Consider the following 16,323-nt stretch of genomic DNA (forward strand, 5'->3'; position numbering starts at 1 on the left):
GTTATTGATATTTTAAAGGTAAATATTTCTCGGAGAGTTGATTCAAGAGGTTATTTATACAACATTACCGATAACCTTATACAAGGAATAAATCTTGTTGATTTTCAAAGTGATTTAGAACAAGGAAGTGGAAATGAATTAGATACAAAATTTCTTGCTATACACTCCTCATCTGCGCTAGTAGTAAATCATTTTGCTTATTTTAAGAAAAATATTGAATCTTTAAATTTGTTTTCTTTTAGTAATTTCAGTTGTTTAAAATTTGAAGAGAAATTACCCACTGGTTTAAAAGGTACACCACCAAACCTTGATGTATTAATAAAAAGCCAAGATTATTTAATAGGTGTTGAGTCAAAATTCCTCGAATTTACAGTAAAGAAAAAAGTGAAATTTTCAGATTCCTATTGTAAAGAGAACTTACCTTTCTTAGAAAATCATTGGTTTGACTTGATAAGACAATATCAAGATAAGTCTATGTATTTAGATATTGCTCAATTAATTAAGCATTCAATAGGATTGTTGAAAATTAAAGATGCTAAGAGACCTGTATTGATTTATATTTTTTGGGAACCAGAGAATCATAATGAAATTGCATTATTCAACACACATAGAGATGAATTAGTCAGGTTCACTAGGAAATTGAGCGCTATAGGGTTTGACTTTCAATGGTACAGCTATAGAAGTTTATGGGAATTATGGGATAACTACAATGACTTACGGCAATTATCACATAAATTACGTGAACGTTATTCAATAAAGTTATAAATTAATATTTTTATATAAACGAGGAGAGAATAATGGAAATAAAAAAATTAGAACATATTAATGTACGAGACATATGGAAAAGTGAACCAAGGAATTTTACTAAGTGGTTAGCAGAAAATATTGAATTCTTAAATGACAAATTGGAAATGCAATTACTTGTGAGTAAATTTTTGAAATGGGATTTAGTATTTAGCAAGTATATTAAAAAAATTGTGAATCCTAAATTCATTCCTTAAACTAAAAATTACACTTTTATTAAGGTGTCTTTCCTTAAAATTCGCATATCTCATTCAATTATATATTCAGGAATAGTTAAGATCCCGATGTTTAGTATTAATATTAGGAACAGTACCATAAGTAATGAGTTTTTTTATAATATCTAGCAACAGCACCTTTCCTACTCGTTAGGGTAGGTGCTGTTGCTTATTTGTTTGATCAGATGAAGGGAGGTAGTTAGTTGGCTCTCTGTTTTCTCTAATTGATAAATAAGTGATATCATCATAATATAAGGAGGGCTATGAGAATGGATACGATAATTTTTGATGTCGATGATACACTATATGATCAAGCACAATCTTTTCATAGTACGGTGAGGAAGCTTTTTCAAGAGCCATTTTCAGATAAAGAAATCGATCAATTGTATAAAGCTAGTCGTAAATATAGCGAGATTTTATTTGATCAAAGTGAAGCAGGTGAAATATCCCAATTTGAATGGCAAACTGGACGAATAATGGCAGCCTGTAAGGATTTTAACATCCCTATAGATACGGAAAAAGCGACTATTTTTCATGAAACATATGTTACCGAACAAAAAAACATTACCTTGTTTCCAGAAGTCGAAGAACTACTGAACGTACTTTACAAAGAAGGAAAACAGCTTGGGATTCTTACAAATGGTGAAGAAAAACATCAAGCAATGAAAATTAAACAACTCGGCCTTAGTCGTTGGATTCCGGCTGAGATGACGTTTATTTCTGGTACGATTGGTCATGCAAAACCAAAAAGAGAAGTATTTGAATTTATTGAACAGAAACTGGGCCTTGATCAAACCAAAACCGTGTATATCGGGGATAATTTTGAAAAAGATATTATCGGAGCAAAACAAGCAGGCTGGCAAGCGATCTGGATGAATCATCGTAAGAAAGATTTACCGACAAATGCTACCTATAAGCCCGATGAAGAAGTACATAGTGCCAAGGAGTTATTCGAATTATTTGCGAAAAAGGCTTAGGTCGTTATGGTAGGAATCAGCGATTGTCATCCTGGTTCCTTTTCAGGTTCCATTAAAACTTCTTATTGGTTTAATGAATAGCAATAAGCGGGTTTTTAAACAAAACGGAAGCATTTGTTTTACAAGAACTGTCATCTAAAAGGCTCTTTGCTGCGCAGTACAACGCAACTACTATTGATGGTGAAGATACAAGAACTCATATTATCTACTTTCCAAATGTAGGACAAATAACGTCCTACATGATCATTTTGTTGAGATTTCTGGTAACAATATGGATGGGATTATTGTAATCGTTCAAGATTCATAGTATCGAATATGGAATGTTGAAATGAAACTGAACCAAAGTATGACAGTCCTGAAAAGTCCGTCACAGAGCCTTTATTTTAATGTGCACTCCATTAAATAACGCTCCTTGTCAAGTTCCCTTTATGTTAAAATTTAGATAATTCTAACTACAAGGGGTGGATGGTGTGAAATTTGAAAATCAAGTGGCGCTTATTACCGGGGGAACTTCTGGAATTGGACTAAGCGTAGCAGAACGATTACTTCATGAGGGGGGAAAAGTTGTCATAGTAGGTCGTAATAGGGAACGCGGAAACTCAGCCCTAGAAAAACTGAAACATATTAGTCCACATGTTCTTTTTCTATCAGTTGATGTAAGCAAAGGAATAGAAGTAGAACAGATGGTAAAAGAAACAGTGGACACATTTGGAAAAATCGACTTTGCATTTAATAATGCGGGAAATGCGGAAGGTACGCCTGCATTGACACATGAATTCAGTGAAGAAGACTTCGATCATATGATGGGGTCTACAATCAAAGGAGTTTGGTTATGTATGAAGTATGAGCTGCAAGCTATGATTGAAATTGGTGGTGGTTCAATCGTTAATACATCATCTTTGGATGCCTTAATTTGTTCGGCATACACAACAGCCTATGCAGCTGGGAAAAGTGGAATTCTGGCATTAACCCGCGGAGTCTCCCAAGAATATGGAAATAAAGGTATTCGAGTTAATGCCATTACACCAGGTGCAATCAGGACTCCGATGATGGAACGAAAATTTGAAAACTTGACTGAAGAGCAATCAGAATGGTTAGAAGAAAAATACAACAGCCTAAATGCCCTAGGAAGAATGGGGACCTCTTCCGAAGCGGCAGATGTGGTAACCTGGTTATTTTCTAAAGAATCTTCCTTTGTAACAGGTCAAAATATCATTGTTGATGGTGGAGTTTCCATCGTAACAAAATAAAGTTTTTCGGACCTAGAACCTAGGGTGGTCTATAAGTGAAGTAAATAATGAACGAAACCGTTTCTTTTTATTACTCGCATGTTAATAAATGAGAGTAATGAAAAGATAGAAACTTTTATCAAAATCTGTATTTGAATTAGTTTCAAACCCGCCGTCAGATAGAGTATATTGTAATAGACAAATTATTATTTTTAAGAAATATAAAGCATGCAGCATTCAGCATGTTTTTTTATTTCTCTATATAAATCAAGGAAGTCGTGGAATTGGTTCATGCTGGAGAAAGTGAGGGATTGCACGTACAAAGTTTTTGTACTTATTGATTAGATATAAAAATCATTGGATTATAAAAAAGGATAGCAAGTAAAATTTTCGATAAAGAAGAGGAGGTACAAATAAAAGTTTTTATGAAACGGGACATGTAAATGAAAAAAGGGGTATGTGACCCCATTTTTCATCCCTTTTTTAGCAAGGGGCGCTCCTGTAAGTATAATGCTATATCTGGACTGTTTCCTTCAACAATCTCCTCTACAATCAACTTTGAAAGCAATTGGCTATAAACCGTCCCGTTATCACCAAAGGCAAATAGAAAATAGCTATTAGGATATTCTTCATATTTACCAATAATCGGAATGCCATCTAAAATGCCCCCATAAAATGCAGTCAAGTAATATTCGGGCTGTACTCTAATATTAGGAAACATTTTATTAAACTCTTCAATTAGTTTATTTTTTTTGTGAATCAGTTTACTGTCGCGGTCTTCAGGATATGTGGTAGTATCGTCAAGTCCACCTATGATAATTCTGTTATCTCTAGTTGTACGCAGATATAAATAGGGGCGGGCCGTTTCCCAGATAAGTGTCCGATTATACCATTCAGAGAGATCTTCAACTGGATTGGTGGTTATCGTATATGTACTTACAAAGGAAGCTTTTTTCTCCTTTTTAATTTCTATTCCTTCATAACCTGCTGCAAAAATAACATAGCGTGCTTGGATAGAACACTCATTCTTTGTAGAAACAATCATCTTTCTAACTTCCTTATCATAATGGTGACCGTTCATTTCTGTATGTTCATATACACGGATTCCTTTTTTGGTGGAGTAATCCAACAAAGCATGGGTGAATCGGAAAGGGTTGATTTCTGCATCATTGTACGAATAAATAGCGGCATCTCTGCTAAAAGGATATCTTGCTTCAATATCTTCCATTGTTAGAAAAGAAAGTTCACAATTATTCTGCTTTAAAAATTCATATTCTTTTTTTAGGCTTTCCACGTCTTCTGCACAGCTAGCAGAATAAAGAGTATCTCTTCTGTTGAATTCACAATCAATTGAGAAAATTTTTGAGGATGCTTCAATGTCATTAATGGCCTCTTTTAGTAGGTGTAAATGCCTCTTTATGTAATTTTCTCCAAAGGTATTGATCAGATCTGTAAACATTTTTTCACCGGAGTATTGAATGAGAGCTGTATTCGTACTAGTGCTACCGCTGCCAACTTTTGATTTTTCAATTACAACCACATCTAAATTAGTATCAGCAAGATAATATGCACACTGTGCCCCGGAACTTCCACCTCCAATAATTAATACATCACAAGATAGGTCTTCTCCCAATGCTGGGTATGAGGGAGCATCATGAAAAGTAACAGGCCAATAATATGTTCCAGATTGTAAATTCATTGATATCACCCCAGGTATAAAAAGTATAAAGTTAATATACCCAAGCATATTTTTTACATGCCAAAATGACACTCGGACTTAAGGGTCAGCCGTACGGGAATGGACCGTTTTGGATTAAATATAGCTGTTAAAGTTCTGGAAGGTACCCCAATTTTCCTGTCTTGCAAACTGTGGATACGTGGAGATAAAGGTAATAATGATGGGAACCCAGTCTAAATGTGGGAATGTGTTGAAAAATAATCGATCACCATAGCGAATTGCTGTTAATGCAAGTGGTAATTCACGTCTAAATATTTCATTTCGTTTTGCTGCTACATTCTGGTTAAATTGTCCTTGATCTATATATAAATAAACACAATAATAAAAGGAACTTCCACTTAGCCTCCATTCGCCTAAGACCTCATCTCTCATTGAATTGATTTTATTCCAGGCATAATCAAATCCAATGGTTAAAAATAGGTCTCCTGTTAAATCAGAGTGTGTTAGTGTGTAACGTCTTGGTATAACAGGATGCGTAGAGGTAACACCATCCATATATTCAACAGATAATTTTTCAGGATAAAAAGTGCTCACGTAATCAACTCCCATCTTTTTTAATAGATATATGTCTTAATCCTAAAAAGATTTAAGTTTTTTGTCATTATAAACAAAAATAGCTCTACGCATAGGGTAGAGCTACTTTTTAGTTCCGAAACAAAGATGGTTATGAAAGGAAAATTTCCTTATTATCACCCCTCTGATTGAAGGACATGATCCATTCTCTCTTCGAATAAAACTTGCGGCCTTTTCACATGTTTCTCGATTGCAGTTGAAAGGACACCATCCGTCATTTTATAAACTTTGTCACAATAACTTACGAGCCGAATATCGTGGGTTACCACAATGGTCGTTGTATTTTTCTGCTTCGTTACCTCTTTTAATAGACCCATAACTTCATAGGCTCGGTCTGAGTCAAGGGAGGCTGTCGGCTCATCAGCCAAAATAATTGAAGGATTGCTATACAACGCCTTCGCGATAGCTACACGCTGGCGTTCCCCACCGGATAAATCGGAGGGATATTTCATGAGTAAGTCAGCTATACCTAAGTCTTCGTATAGTTGATTTCGTTCCTGTTTTGTCATATTTCCTTTTTTCACTTTGTCCAACAGTTTCAATTGATTGGCTACAGTGAGAAAGGGAACTAAGTTGGACGCTTGTAAAACAAATCCGATTTCCTTAAGTCGTATTTGTGAGCGTTCTTTTTCGTTTAAAGCGGTAAGGTTTTGCCCATTGATGATGACATCACCTGAAGTAGGTGATAATAACCCTCCAACAATAGTAAGAAAGGTACTTTTTCCAGATCCTGATGGCCCAATGATGGCAATCAATTCACCACGGTTAGCATGAAAATCTGTTTCCTTTAAGGCTTCTACCATCTTATGACCACTACCAAAACTTTTCTTTACTTGATGTAACTCTAATACCGCCATGATTAGCCTCCTATCGCTTTCAGTGGATCAATTCGAACAATCGTCAAGACTGAGAAAACGGCACCGGCAGTTGCAACAATTATTAGGATTAGCCCATAAAATATCATTATGGCCAGATCAAATGAAACAGGAACAGCAGCTGGTAAAAAGGCTCCTGAAAGGAGTGTTAAGACAAATCCCAGCATTGTCCCGATAAACGCTAAAATAAAGGTTTGTGCTACAACAGACCACGATAAATAAGAACTGGAAATACCCTGAGCTATCATAACCCCGAACATACTGATCTTCTGTACGGTTAAAACATACAAGAAAATGGCTACGATGATGGATGAAATACCGAATAGAAAGTAAATCATGAAATTTAAGGTAAGTTTCTGTTCCGTATAACCAGGTAAATTTTCAATGAATGATTGAATTTCAATGGTCTCCAAGTCAGTATTTTGGGTGAGATTTGTAATAGACTCATCCTGAACAACAATCCCGTTAATTTGGTCTACTTTCTGTTCAGCTCCTTCACCAAATTTAATTTGGTGGAAGGTTTCAAGATTGGAATATAGAACAGGTGCAGCATTAAATCGAGCTTGATCTGTAAATCCAACGATGGTTAACAGTTGGTCACTGGAGGATAGGGATAATTGATCACCTAAATTGAATCCCATTTCTTTAAGAAAATCGTCGGCAATAACCTCATTGGTCCTTACAAAAGGCTTTCCTTCCGTCACATCCGGCATCAGAAATTCTTCTTTTTTAATACCAAAGAGAGATACATTTTGCTTGTTTTCCCCGTTATTGGCAATCGCGTTTAGCTGACCAATTACAGCCGTTTTTTTCGCTTTAATGTCTTTAAGTTGATCGGTGGACATGAATGATTGGTATAAGCTTTTATCTGATTCCTCGGTTAGGATAATAGCCGTTGCATTCCATTTATCAACGGCTTCCCTATTCAGACTAGCGAGACCAGTTGCAAGTCCAGAGAGAAAAAATACAAGATAAGAAACAAGCATTAAAATTCCTGTAATTAAGGTGAAGCGAAGTTTATTTTTTTTAATTTCCTGCCATGCTAAGAACACCATTTCACTCCCTTTCTAATAACATATAAGATTTATAATTTATTTCATTATTAACTAAGACAACTCACTTTGTCAAATGTTTGTATAATTATATTTTATAAACATTATACATTCGCGGTGGTGTTTGATCATTAAGAAGGAGATCCTTCAACTTGAATCTTTGTACAACGTTATCTGGACAACATTGTACAAGCTAAAAGCATTGGTTATACTTAATATATCTACAGGATCTGGACAAGGTAGTAAGGGGATGAACGGAATGATTCAATCAGATGAAAAAGGGTTATTTACCATTCAACAAGTTGCAGATATGACCGGATTATCGAAACAAGTGATTAGGAAATGGGAAGAACGTTATGGGATTATTCAACCGAAGCGTTTAGATAATGGTTATAGAATATATAGTCAACAGGATGTAAAAATGCTTTTAAGAATCAAATCACTTTCGGAACAAGGTCACTCGCTAAAACAAGCGGTTCTTCTTGTAAAAGAGTTTGCTGAAGAGCCCGAAGTACCAATACAAGAGGAAAAATTACCTAATTACGAGCAGTGGAATGAGTATGTCCTCAAGCTTCTAGAAAAAGGTAGGCACTGTGACGAAATAGAATTAACGTATATTTTAAAACAAGCATACCATCATTTAGGGTTAGAGCGCTTTTTAACAAATATCGTGGTTCCTTTTTTAAAAGAGGTAGGGAAAAAGTGGGAGAACCATGAGTGGGATGAATATCAGGAATCTGTATCAAGTCTTGTTGTAAGAGACTTCTTAGTTCAAATTAGACGAAATTATCAATATCGGGAAGATGCACCATTCGTTCTCGGAGCATGTCTGCCTTATGAACATCATGAAGTACCGCTGCACCTGACCTTATTGCAGTTCATGATGAAAGGGTGGAAAACCCAATTGATCGGGGCATCTCCAGCACCAGGAGCAATAGAATCATTGGTAAGCAAATTAAAGCCGAATGTGGTTTTGCTGTCCGCTACAACCGCCATACCTTTTGAAACAGATCCTCATCTTTTAGAAAGATTGGAGCAATTTGCTGAAAAGCAAAAGGATATAGTCTTCTACCTTGGTGGTCAAGGGGCAGTCACCTATCTTGCGAATTATAAACCACAGGCCATCATTGTGACGAATTCCATTGCAGACATTTTAAAATAGAACATAGAAGCCGCGCAATGCGGCTTTATTTTATAAAGCAGTTGGTTTTAGATTGCTAGCTAAGTTCGGCTAAAAGGGAGTTGTGAATTTGAGGATTTATTGGTTCTAGTAGACTATGTAAAAAATAAATTCTCAAAGAAGAAGTTTTAATAAATGGTCATTCTTACGTTACATACATAGGGATGAAAGCCAGAAATCAAGCTCCTGAAAAATATGCTGCAGTATCGGGATAGGTCAATTTTCTAACTATGTTAATAGTGAAGTAGATAGCTTCAACTATACATTAGACAAGCACATCAAGCTGGAAATCAAAAGGATGTAAATAGACTCAAGCTTCTTGAAAATTCATTTAAAAAAGGGAAACTCATAGCTATTAGGATATTCCTTGTATTTACCTATAATCGGCATGCCGTCAACTGTGCCTCCATAAAATGCAGCTAAATAATATTCTGGCGGCACTCTAATATTAGGAAACATGTTATTAAATTCTTCTATTAGTTTATTCTTTTTGTGAATGAGTTTGCTATCACGGTCTTCAGGATATGTAGCATTGTCATCAAGTCCTCCTATGATGATCCGGTTATCCCTCGTAGTACGCATAAATAAATAGGGACGCGCAGTTTCCCAAATAAGTGTCCTGTTATACCATGCAGAAAGGTCTTCGACGGGACTGGTTGTAACCGTATATGTACTCACAAAGGAGGCTTTTTTTCCTTTTTGATTTCCATACCCTCATATCCTGCAGCAAAAATAACATACCGTGCTTGAATGAAACGTTTGTTCTTCGTGGAAATTATCATCTTTCCTCGTTCTTCATCGTAAGAGTGTCCGTTCATTTCTGTATCCTCAAATACACGGATCCCTTTTTTTGAGGCGTAATCGAATAGGGCATGGGTGAATCTGTAAGGATATATTTCTGCAACATGATATGAATAAATAGCAGCTTCCCTGCTAAAAGGATATTTTGCCTCAATCTCTTCCTTTGTTAAAAATGTTAGATCACAGTTATGTTTTTTTAAAAATTCATACTCATTTTTTAGTTTTTCAACATCTTCTGCACAACTAGCGGAATATAGGGTATCTCTTCTGTTAAATTCACACTCAATTGCCACATTCTTCGAGCTTTCCTCGATTTCATTAATAGCTTCCCTTAGTTATACTTAATGTCTTTCTATGTAATCCTCTCCAAAGGTGTTGATCATATCTGTAAACATTTTTTCACCGGAGTATTGAATGAGGGCAGTATTAGTGCTTGTACTACCACTTCCTATTTTCCCTTTTTCAATGACAACCACATCTAGATTAGAATCAGCAAGATAATAAGCACACTGTGCCCCGAAGCTTCCACCACCAATGATTAACACATCGCAAGATAGGTCTTTTTCTAATGCTGGGTATGATGGAGCATCAGGAAAAGTAATGGGCCAATAATAGGTACCAGACTGTAAATTCATTTTTATCCTCCCAGTTTTACAAAAATATAATGTTAATATATCCAACCATATTTTGTACATGCAAAAGGTGCGTCATGTAAACGGATATGTTTATATAAAGGGGAATATTTAGTGGAAAACGATGACAAAGTTAATATTAGGTACGTGAAACTTCTCTCACATGACATGGACAAGCAAAGATTATAAAAATAAATAGGATTTGGTAAGGAACATTTCGTGGATTTTATCTATGCATGACTTAGATAAATCTACTGGATTTGTATTACTAACAAATTTTTAAAAGGAGAGCATATATAAATGCTCCCCTAGTTACTAACGACGATGTTCAACAAGGTCGATTGCTCCTAGTACTATGTGGGCTAAACCAAAACCGAATACTGTGTTTGCAACCATTTTATTGGAACCGCGTTTTTGTTTTAATGCGTAGCCAGCAGCAGTAACTGCGGTACCCAATACTGTTGGGATTATGCCTTCACGAATATTCAAAATTTAATCCCTCCGCATCGAAGTTAGTTGGTGCATTAACACCAGTCATAGTTTTACCCGTAATTTCTATTATTATGTTTTTTAATTTAAGAGAATGAACGTTCGTTTAATGGAGCAACAAGTTGCTAGAATTAATTGCTCACTAAGTTAGTTAGAAATATTTTTGATAAACTCCTTTCTAAGACGACTGCTTGTCCCGGTAAATATTCAAGTAGTTTCATTATTCTTATATCCAATCAAAATCTGTATCACTTCATAGGGTGCCCCATTATTTATAAAGTGTGTGGTGCACAACTGTGTCTCAGTTGGTGCGGACCACTGTTGTTTGAAACATTAAAACAACATATTGATCTTAATCAGCTTCAACTAGAAGATCAATTGTTACAAGGATTAAAGGGAATGGCCCTACAAAATAAACAACTAAATCGTGTAACGGACAAGATTAATAAAGAACTGAGTTAGTTGGCTAGGATAAACATGTAACTCCACATGGATATCGTGCCTCCATAAACCACAATACTAGATGAGCGAGGTATGGCACTCCTTACCATGATGAGTTTAGGTTATTTCTACCCCTGAGTTAAGAAAACAAGTCAAAAAATCACAGGAAGTAATTAATTTACAGCTACTAGAATGGAGATCATGTATTTGGAAGTCAAGCATTTATTGATACATCAATTTTCTCTACGCACTTACTAAAAAGTCGTGAAGAAAAAATGAAATTCCTTACTTAGAAAAGAAGATATGAACAATGAACAGATATCTAATGAAATTATAGGTTCAAATTGAATCTTCTTAAAAATTAGTATAATCGGATATCTAAATTATTAGATAACTTACCAAATTTAAAATTTCATTTTAAATCATATTAGTAAAACAGTATAACCTTGTTTGAAATACGTTTTAAAAAAATTAACGAACCGTATTGACGGATAATTCAAAGTATTATATATTATTAAATAATTACGAAAGTAAAAAAAACATATTAAAAGTTAGGAGAATTAAATCAAACTGAGGTCGTTTGAAAAAGGTCATATGAGGATAGAATGAACACATTTTTATGCAAAAGCTGGTGTCAGATGATTTTTAAATGAGATAAATGTAAGAATTCAAAGATATTAGAGTTTCACTAAAAAATGTGCAAAAGAGCAATACAGGATAAGAAAAGTAAAAAAATGAGATGAATTTCTTGAAAGAGTCAAGCATTTTTAATTATCTAATCCTAGTAACCAGCTTGAGGAACTCTAGGCATTCAAGAAATGTAACTTCGGTTTAAAGGCAATAAGTTTTAATTTGTATTTAAATCAAATTAATAAAACTGTATTACCATGTTTGAAATATGTACAAATAAAATAAATCATCTGATAATTAAGGGTATTTTATATCATTAAAAATAAACGAAAGAATAATAAACGTATTATAAGATGAATCGAACTGAGGTTCTTTTGAAATAGTTCATATGAGGATAAATGAATACATATTTATGCGAAAAGCTGGTATTAGAAGTTTTGGACGAAAATCAATGAAACCATTCATCTAGTTGTTATGAATGAAAAAATATGCGGTTTTTATTGAGATATTAATAAGCTCGAATCAAGAGATACAATTTGTATGGGTTCTTAAATAGGATGGGTTGTGCCTCTTTATAATACTGCTTCTGGAAAACTACTTCTAAGCTTTCAAAGTTAATATTTTTTAGACGAATGTTTGGAAGCGATTACAATCGGATCTTTTACGCATGGAACAATAACTCATAAAAATGACTTTAAAAATAACTTAAGAATTATTAGAGAAAAGGGTTATTCCTTTGATAATAAAGAAAGGATTGAAGGATTAAAATGTATTACGGTTCGATTACAAATGCGAATGGACTAACAGAAGCCTCCATTTGCATATCTGGTTCAAGTAGCAGAATGAGCATTAAACAAGATCAGGTTATTGAATTATTGTTGGAATATGCATCATTAGTTTCAAAAAAACTAGCAAAAAAGTTCAGGGTTAATAATTAGATATTAATATACATAATAAGGAGGATTAGATATGGAAAATCTGTCATTAAAATTAGTTAGTAGAATAGGCGATAATGGTGACTTAATTGGTAAACAACAATTAAATTTGTCTGAAGATGAACTACGTAAATTATACAAGAAAATGCTAGCTGCTAGATTATATGATGAAAGGGCATTTCGCTTACAAAGGCAAGGTAGAATTGGAACCTATCCACCTTATAGTGGACAGGAGGCCGCACAGGTAGGAAGTGCCTTTGCACTTGAAAAAGGAGATTGGCTATTTCCTTACGGAAGAGACTTAGCAGCTTGTTTTACTTTTGGAAAAGATATGAAGACAGCCTTACTTTATGCAATGGGGCATAAAGACGGAAGTAATGTTGCTGATGATGTAAATATTTTTCCATTAGCAATTATGATTCCCCCTCAAATCCCTCAAGCAGTTGGAGCCGCATGGGCAAGTAAACTAAAGCGAGAAGATCGGGTAGCGTTAACAACTTTTGGGGACGGAGCTACCTCAAAAGGGGATTTTCATGAAGGACTTAATATGGCGGCTGTATTAAAAGTGCCAGTTGTATTCCTATGTCAGAATAACAAATGGGCGATTAGTGTTCCCATTGAGAAACAGATGGCTACGGAGACGATTTCTCAAAAAGCAATCGCATATGGAATGCCTGGGGTTAGAGTCGATGGAAACGATGTATTAGCTGTTTACGAAGTCACAAAGGAAGCGATAAATCGTGCTCGTAATGGTGAGGGCCCAACTTTAATCGAAGCAGTTACATATCGAGTTGGACCACATACAACATCTGATGATCCAACTAGATACCGTGAAGATACTACTGCAAAAGAATGGCGAACAAAGAGAGATCCGGTCTATTTATTTAAGAACTTTTTACTAAAACAAGGATTTTGGACTGAGGAAGAGGATGTTGAAACAGCGGAAAGAATGAAGAACGAGATTAGTGAGGCTGTAAAAGAAGCTGAAAGCATAGCTAAAACCAAACTATCCGATATATTCGATCATGTCTATGAAACACCAACACCTGATTTAATTATACAAAAAGAGGAAATAAATAAAAGGCAACTTATTCATAAATAAGGGGGGATTGTAATGGCGCTTAAGACAATTGTTCAGGCTGTTAACGAAGCAATGGATCATGCTTTAGAACAGGATCCAAATGTGATTGTATTAGGTCTTGATGTGGGAACAAATGGTGGAGTATTTAGAGCAACAGAAAAACTGCAGGAAAAGTATGGTGAGCATCGGGTTGTAGATACACCGTTAGCAGAATCAGGTATGGTTGGTTCAGCAATTGGACTTGCAGCAAACGGAATGAAACCAATTGTAGAGTTACAGTTTATGGGTTTCATATATTCTGCAATGGATCAGCTGTGTTCACAGGCAGCGAGGGTCCGTTTCCGTACTGGAGGAAGGTTCACAACCCCAATGGTCATAAGGGGACCCTTTGGCGGAGGAGTTCATGCTTTGGAACTTCATTGTGATAGCTATGAATCTTTCTTTACACACACACCAGGTTTAAAAGTTGTTATTCCAAGTTGCCCTTATGATGCAAAAGGTTTGCTTTTATCAGCGATTAACGATCCAGATCCAGTGGTCTTTTTTGAACCTATGAAAATTTACCGTTCAATCAAAGAAGAAGTTCCAGACGAGCCATACACAGTACCACTAGGAAAAGCAAAGGTTGTACGAGAGGGAGAAGATGTAACAATCATCAGCTGGGGAGCACCAGTACATATAGCAAAAAAGTCAGCTGAAAAATTAGAGAATGAGAAAGGTTTATCAGTTGAGGTTATTGATTTAAGAACTTTAGTACCATTTGACACAGAAACGGTTATTAACTCAGTGAGGAAAACTGGAAGAGTAATTGTCATGCATGAAGCTGTTAAAACAAGTGGCTTTGGGGCCGAAGTTGCATCCAGAATAATGGAAGAAGCATTCATGTATTTGGAAAGTCCAGTTGAAAGAGTCACTGGTTTCGATACTCCATATCCTTTTCCACAGGTGGAACATGAATGGATGCCGAATGAGGAGAGACTTTTGAATGCTGTTGATAAAGTATTAAATTATTAAATTTTTGGAGGTGATAAAATGATTTTTGAATTTAAATTACCTGATGTGGGGGAAGGAATTGCAGAGGGAGAAATTGTGAAATGGTTTGTTACGAAGGGAAAAACAATTCAGGAGGATGAACCAATTGCCGAGGTTCAAACAGATAAAGCCTTGATAGAAATTACATCACCTGTAAGTGGAAAAGTAAGGGAAATTTTCTACGAAGAAGGTGAAGTTGCTGAAGTAGAATCTGTAATTATTAGTTTTGATATTCATGATAAACAGTCTTTAATTGATACCAACAATGAATCTATTACTATAAATCCAGAAAATGAAACAAGACGTACTTATAATAGTGATGAAAATCTTCCTCTGAAATTGGGAAAAAAAAGAGTAATCGCTACTCCAACAGTTAGAAGAATTGCCCGCGAATTAAAGGTCGACTTATCACTTGTTGTTCCGTCTGGTAAAAATGGAAGAGTCCTAGCAGAAGATGTTCATCGGTATAAGGAAGAACAAGATCATGCAAAGAATCCTACGATGGAAAAAGAAGTAAAACAGGTAAGTGAAAGTGTACATGAGCAAAAAATAATCCACTCAGCAAATAACTTAGTAGAAAGAGTACCACTGAGAGGTTTACGCCGAAGTATATCAAAAAAAATGACACAATCCACACAAATTGCGGCCCAGTCTACAATTTTAGAAGAGGTTGATGTCAGTAAGCTTGTTACTCTCCGAAAGGAATTATCATTGAAAGCTAAAGAAAAAGGGGTCCATTTAACATATTTGCCTTTCATCATAAAAGCTATTATTTCAGCTCTTAAGGATTTCCCTTATTTGAATGCTTCTATAGATGATGAAAAAGAGGAAATTATTTTAAAAAAGTATTTTAATATTGGAATTGCAGCAGATACACCAAACGGACTTATTGTTCCTGTCATTAAACATGCTGACCAAAAAAGCATGTTAACCTTAGCAAATGAAATTACTAACTTGGCCGAGAAAGCGAGAAATAATACTTTATCTATGGATCAATTAAAGGGAGGAACCTTTACGATTACGAACATTGGCTCAACTGGTGTTGGACTATTCGGAACTCCAATCCTTAATTATCCAGAAGTTGCAATTCTTGGCGTACATCGTATTCAGAAGAAACCAATAATAACGGAAAAGGAAGAAATCGAAATTCGTGACATCATGGGGATTAGCTTAAGTTTTGATCATCGTTTAATTGATGGAGCAATGGCTTCTTACTTTTTAAAGCATTTCATAAGTTATTTGGAAAATCCAAATTTACTATTCATGGAAATGGTCTAGTAAATAACTAAATTAAAAGAGTGATAGGAGGAAAATTAAATGATAAAGAAGTCTTTAACTTTGATGATTCTTGTATTCTTGCTTTTACTGACGGCTTGTAATAGTTCTGCTAAGCCAACAGATGTCGCCGAAAAGGATAGCACTGCTGGAAAATCACAANNTAAAATCGGTTTTATCTCTGCTGCCACTGGACTCGCTTCTTCTCAAGGTAAGCCAGAAATGGATACAGCTAAATATTTAGAAGAGAAAATTAATGAAGAAGGCGGCATAAATGGAAAAAAGGTAGAAATCATCAAGTATGATTCTGAAAGTGATGAAACATCCGCGGTTCTGGGAATGAAAAAAATGGTAAATGAAAATG

At 35.2% G+C, this 16,323-nt stretch carries 16 protein-coding genes and 2 pseudogenes; 11 read left to right on the forward strand and 7 right to left on the reverse strand.

Annotation, left to right across the window (positions count from 1 at the left end; genetic code table 11):
• The 4 genes from V7112_RS22115 to V7112_RS22130 form a co-directional block, all read left to right on the forward strand.
• A partial coding sequence (locus tag V7112_RS22115; RefSeq protein ID WP_335423828.1) for a PGN_0703 family putative restriction endonuclease occupies positions 1-765 on the forward strand: 765 nt, incomplete at its 5' end.
• Between the two features lie 32 nt (positions 766-797).
• Positions 798-1,001 carry a hypothetical protein gene (locus V7112_RS22120; protein ID WP_335423830.1) on the forward strand — a complete coding sequence of 68 codons (204 nt, stop codon included), beginning with the start codon at positions 798-800 and terminating at the stop codon, positions 999-1,001.
• Between the two features lie 287 nt (positions 1,002-1,288).
• Complete coding sequence (locus V7112_RS22125) at positions 1,289-1,996, forward strand: HAD family hydrolase (protein WP_335423832.1); 708 nt, start codon at positions 1,289-1,291, stop codon at positions 1,994-1,996.
• Positions 1,997-2,466: 470 nt separating this feature from the next.
• Positions 2,467-3,246, forward strand: a complete 780-nt coding sequence (locus tag V7112_RS22130; RefSeq protein ID WP_335423834.1) for an SDR family NAD(P)-dependent oxidoreductase — start codon at positions 2,467-2,469, stop codon at positions 3,244-3,246.
• Positions 3,247-3,697: 451 nt separating this feature from the next.
• On the opposite strand, the gene V7112_RS22135 is transcribed toward V7112_RS22130, so the two are convergent.
• From V7112_RS22135 to V7112_RS22150, 4 genes are all read right to left on the reverse strand, one after another.
• Positions 3,698-4,924 carry an NAD(P)/FAD-dependent oxidoreductase gene (locus V7112_RS22135; RefSeq protein ID WP_335423836.1) on the reverse strand — a complete coding sequence of 409 codons (1,227 nt, stop codon included), beginning with the start codon at positions 4,922-4,924 and terminating at the stop codon, positions 3,698-3,700.
• Positions 4,925-5,038: 114 nt separating this feature from the next.
• On the reverse strand, positions 5,039-5,497 hold the full coding sequence (locus V7112_RS22140; RefSeq protein ID WP_335423839.1) for a staygreen family protein: 459 nt from the start codon (positions 5,495-5,497) through the stop codon (positions 5,039-5,041).
• Positions 5,498-5,652: 155 nt separating this feature from the next.
• Positions 5,653-6,393 (reverse strand): ABC transporter ATP-binding protein, encoded by a 741-nt coding sequence (locus V7112_RS22145; protein ID WP_335423841.1) that lies wholly within the window; start codon positions 6,391-6,393, stop codon positions 5,653-5,655.
• Between the two features lie 2 nt (positions 6,394-6,395).
• Positions 6,396-7,463 carry an ABC transporter permease gene (locus V7112_RS22150; RefSeq protein WP_335423844.1) on the reverse strand — a complete coding sequence of 356 codons (1,068 nt, stop codon included), beginning with the start codon at positions 7,461-7,463 and terminating at the stop codon, positions 6,396-6,398.
• A 259-nt stretch (positions 7,464-7,722) separates the two neighbouring features.
• Here V7112_RS22150 and V7112_RS22155 point away from each other — a divergent pair, with 259 nt between their 5' ends.
• Positions 7,723-8,625, forward strand: coding sequence for a MerR family transcriptional regulator (locus tag V7112_RS22155; RefSeq protein WP_335423846.1), 903 nt, complete (start codon positions 7,723-7,725; stop codon positions 8,623-8,625).
• Positions 8,626-8,970: 345 nt separating this feature from the next.
• Here V7112_RS22155 and V7112_RS22160 read toward each other — a convergent pair whose 3' ends face one another.
• The 3 genes and pseudogenes from V7112_RS22160 to V7112_RS22170 form a co-directional block, all read right to left on the reverse strand.
• The gene (locus tag V7112_RS22160; RefSeq protein WP_335423848.1) at positions 8,971-9,321 is read right to left on the reverse strand and encodes an FAD-dependent oxidoreductase; all 351 of its coding nucleotides are present in this window, start codon (positions 9,319-9,321) and stop codon (positions 8,971-8,973) included.
• Positions 9,318-10,139: pseudogene (locus V7112_RS22165) on the reverse strand (NAD(P)/FAD-dependent oxidoreductase). Before V7112_RS22165 ends, V7112_RS22160 begins: the two are co-directional and overlap by 4 nt.
• 252 nt (positions 10,140-10,391) lie before the next feature.
• On the reverse strand, positions 10,392-10,565 hold the full coding sequence (locus V7112_RS22170; RefSeq protein ID WP_335423850.1) for an asparagine synthase: 174 nt from the start codon (positions 10,563-10,565) through the stop codon (positions 10,392-10,394).
• A gap of 1,707 nt (positions 10,566-12,272) precedes the next feature.
• Between V7112_RS22170 and V7112_RS23900 the strand changes: the two genes are divergently transcribed.
• The 6 genes and pseudogenes from V7112_RS23900 to V7112_RS23905 form a co-directional block, all read left to right on the forward strand.
• Positions 12,273-12,440, forward strand: coding sequence for an IclR family transcriptional regulator domain-containing protein (locus tag V7112_RS23900; RefSeq protein WP_438823938.1), 168 nt, complete (start codon positions 12,273-12,275; stop codon positions 12,438-12,440).
• Positions 12,404-12,574: a hypothetical protein gene (locus tag V7112_RS22175; protein WP_335423852.1), complete on the forward strand. Its 171-nt coding sequence runs from the start codon at positions 12,404-12,406 to the stop codon at positions 12,572-12,574. The genes V7112_RS23900 and V7112_RS22175 overlap by 37 nt, the downstream gene beginning before the upstream one ends.
• 31 nt (positions 12,575-12,605) lie before the next feature.
• Positions 12,606-13,673, forward strand: coding sequence for a pyruvate dehydrogenase (acetyl-transferring) E1 component subunit alpha (pdhA, locus tag V7112_RS22180; RefSeq protein WP_335423854.1), 1,068 nt, complete (start codon positions 12,606-12,608; stop codon positions 13,671-13,673).
• A gap of 12 nt (positions 13,674-13,685) precedes the next feature.
• Positions 13,686-14,666, forward strand: a complete 981-nt coding sequence (locus tag V7112_RS22185) for an alpha-ketoacid dehydrogenase subunit beta (RefSeq protein WP_335423856.1) — start codon at positions 13,686-13,688, stop codon at positions 14,664-14,666.
• Positions 14,667-14,684: 18 nt separating this feature from the next.
• Positions 14,685-15,962: a dihydrolipoamide acetyltransferase family protein gene (locus V7112_RS22190; protein WP_335423857.1), complete on the forward strand. Its 1,278-nt coding sequence runs from the start codon at positions 14,685-14,687 to the stop codon at positions 15,960-15,962.
• 219 nt (positions 15,963-16,181) lie between these two features.
• Positions 16,182-16,323, forward strand: a pseudogene (locus V7112_RS23905) (ABC transporter substrate-binding protein); the annotation flags it as partial.

The organism is Bacillus sp. JJ1566, assembly GCF_036962685.1.
Lineage (GTDB): Bacteria > Bacillota > Bacilli > Bacillales > Bacillaceae_L > Ferdinandcohnia.

Coding starts and splice junctions, on each gene's coding strand:
- V7112_RS22120 (WP_335423830.1), top strand. CDS start 798: ATGGAAATAAAAAAATTAGAACATATTAATGTACGAGACATATGGAAA.
- V7112_RS22125 (WP_335423832.1), top strand. CDS start 1,289: ATGGATACGATAATTTTTGATGTCGATGATACACTATATGATCAAGCA.
- V7112_RS22135 (WP_335423836.1), bottom strand. CDS start 4,924: ATGAATTTACAATCTGGAACATATTATTGGCCTGTTACTTTTCATGAT.
- V7112_RS22145 (WP_335423841.1), bottom strand. CDS start 6,393: ATGGCGGTATTAGAGTTACATCAAGTAAAGAAAAGTTTTGGTAGTGGT.
- V7112_RS22155 (WP_335423846.1), top strand. CDS start 7,723: ATGATTCAATCAGATGAAAAAGGGTTATTTACCATTCAACAAGTTGCA.
- V7112_RS22175 (WP_335423852.1), top strand. CDS start 12,404: ATGTATTACGGTTCGATTACAAATGCGAATGGACTAACAGAAGCCTCC.
- pdhA (WP_335423854.1), top strand. CDS start 12,606: ATGGAAAATCTGTCATTAAAATTAGTTAGTAGAATAGGCGATAATGGT.
- V7112_RS22185 (WP_335423856.1), top strand. CDS start 13,686: ATGGCGCTTAAGACAATTGTTCAGGCTGTTAACGAAGCAATGGATCAT.
- V7112_RS22190 (WP_335423857.1), top strand. CDS start 14,685: ATGATTTTTGAATTTAAATTACCTGATGTGGGGGAAGGAATTGCAGAG.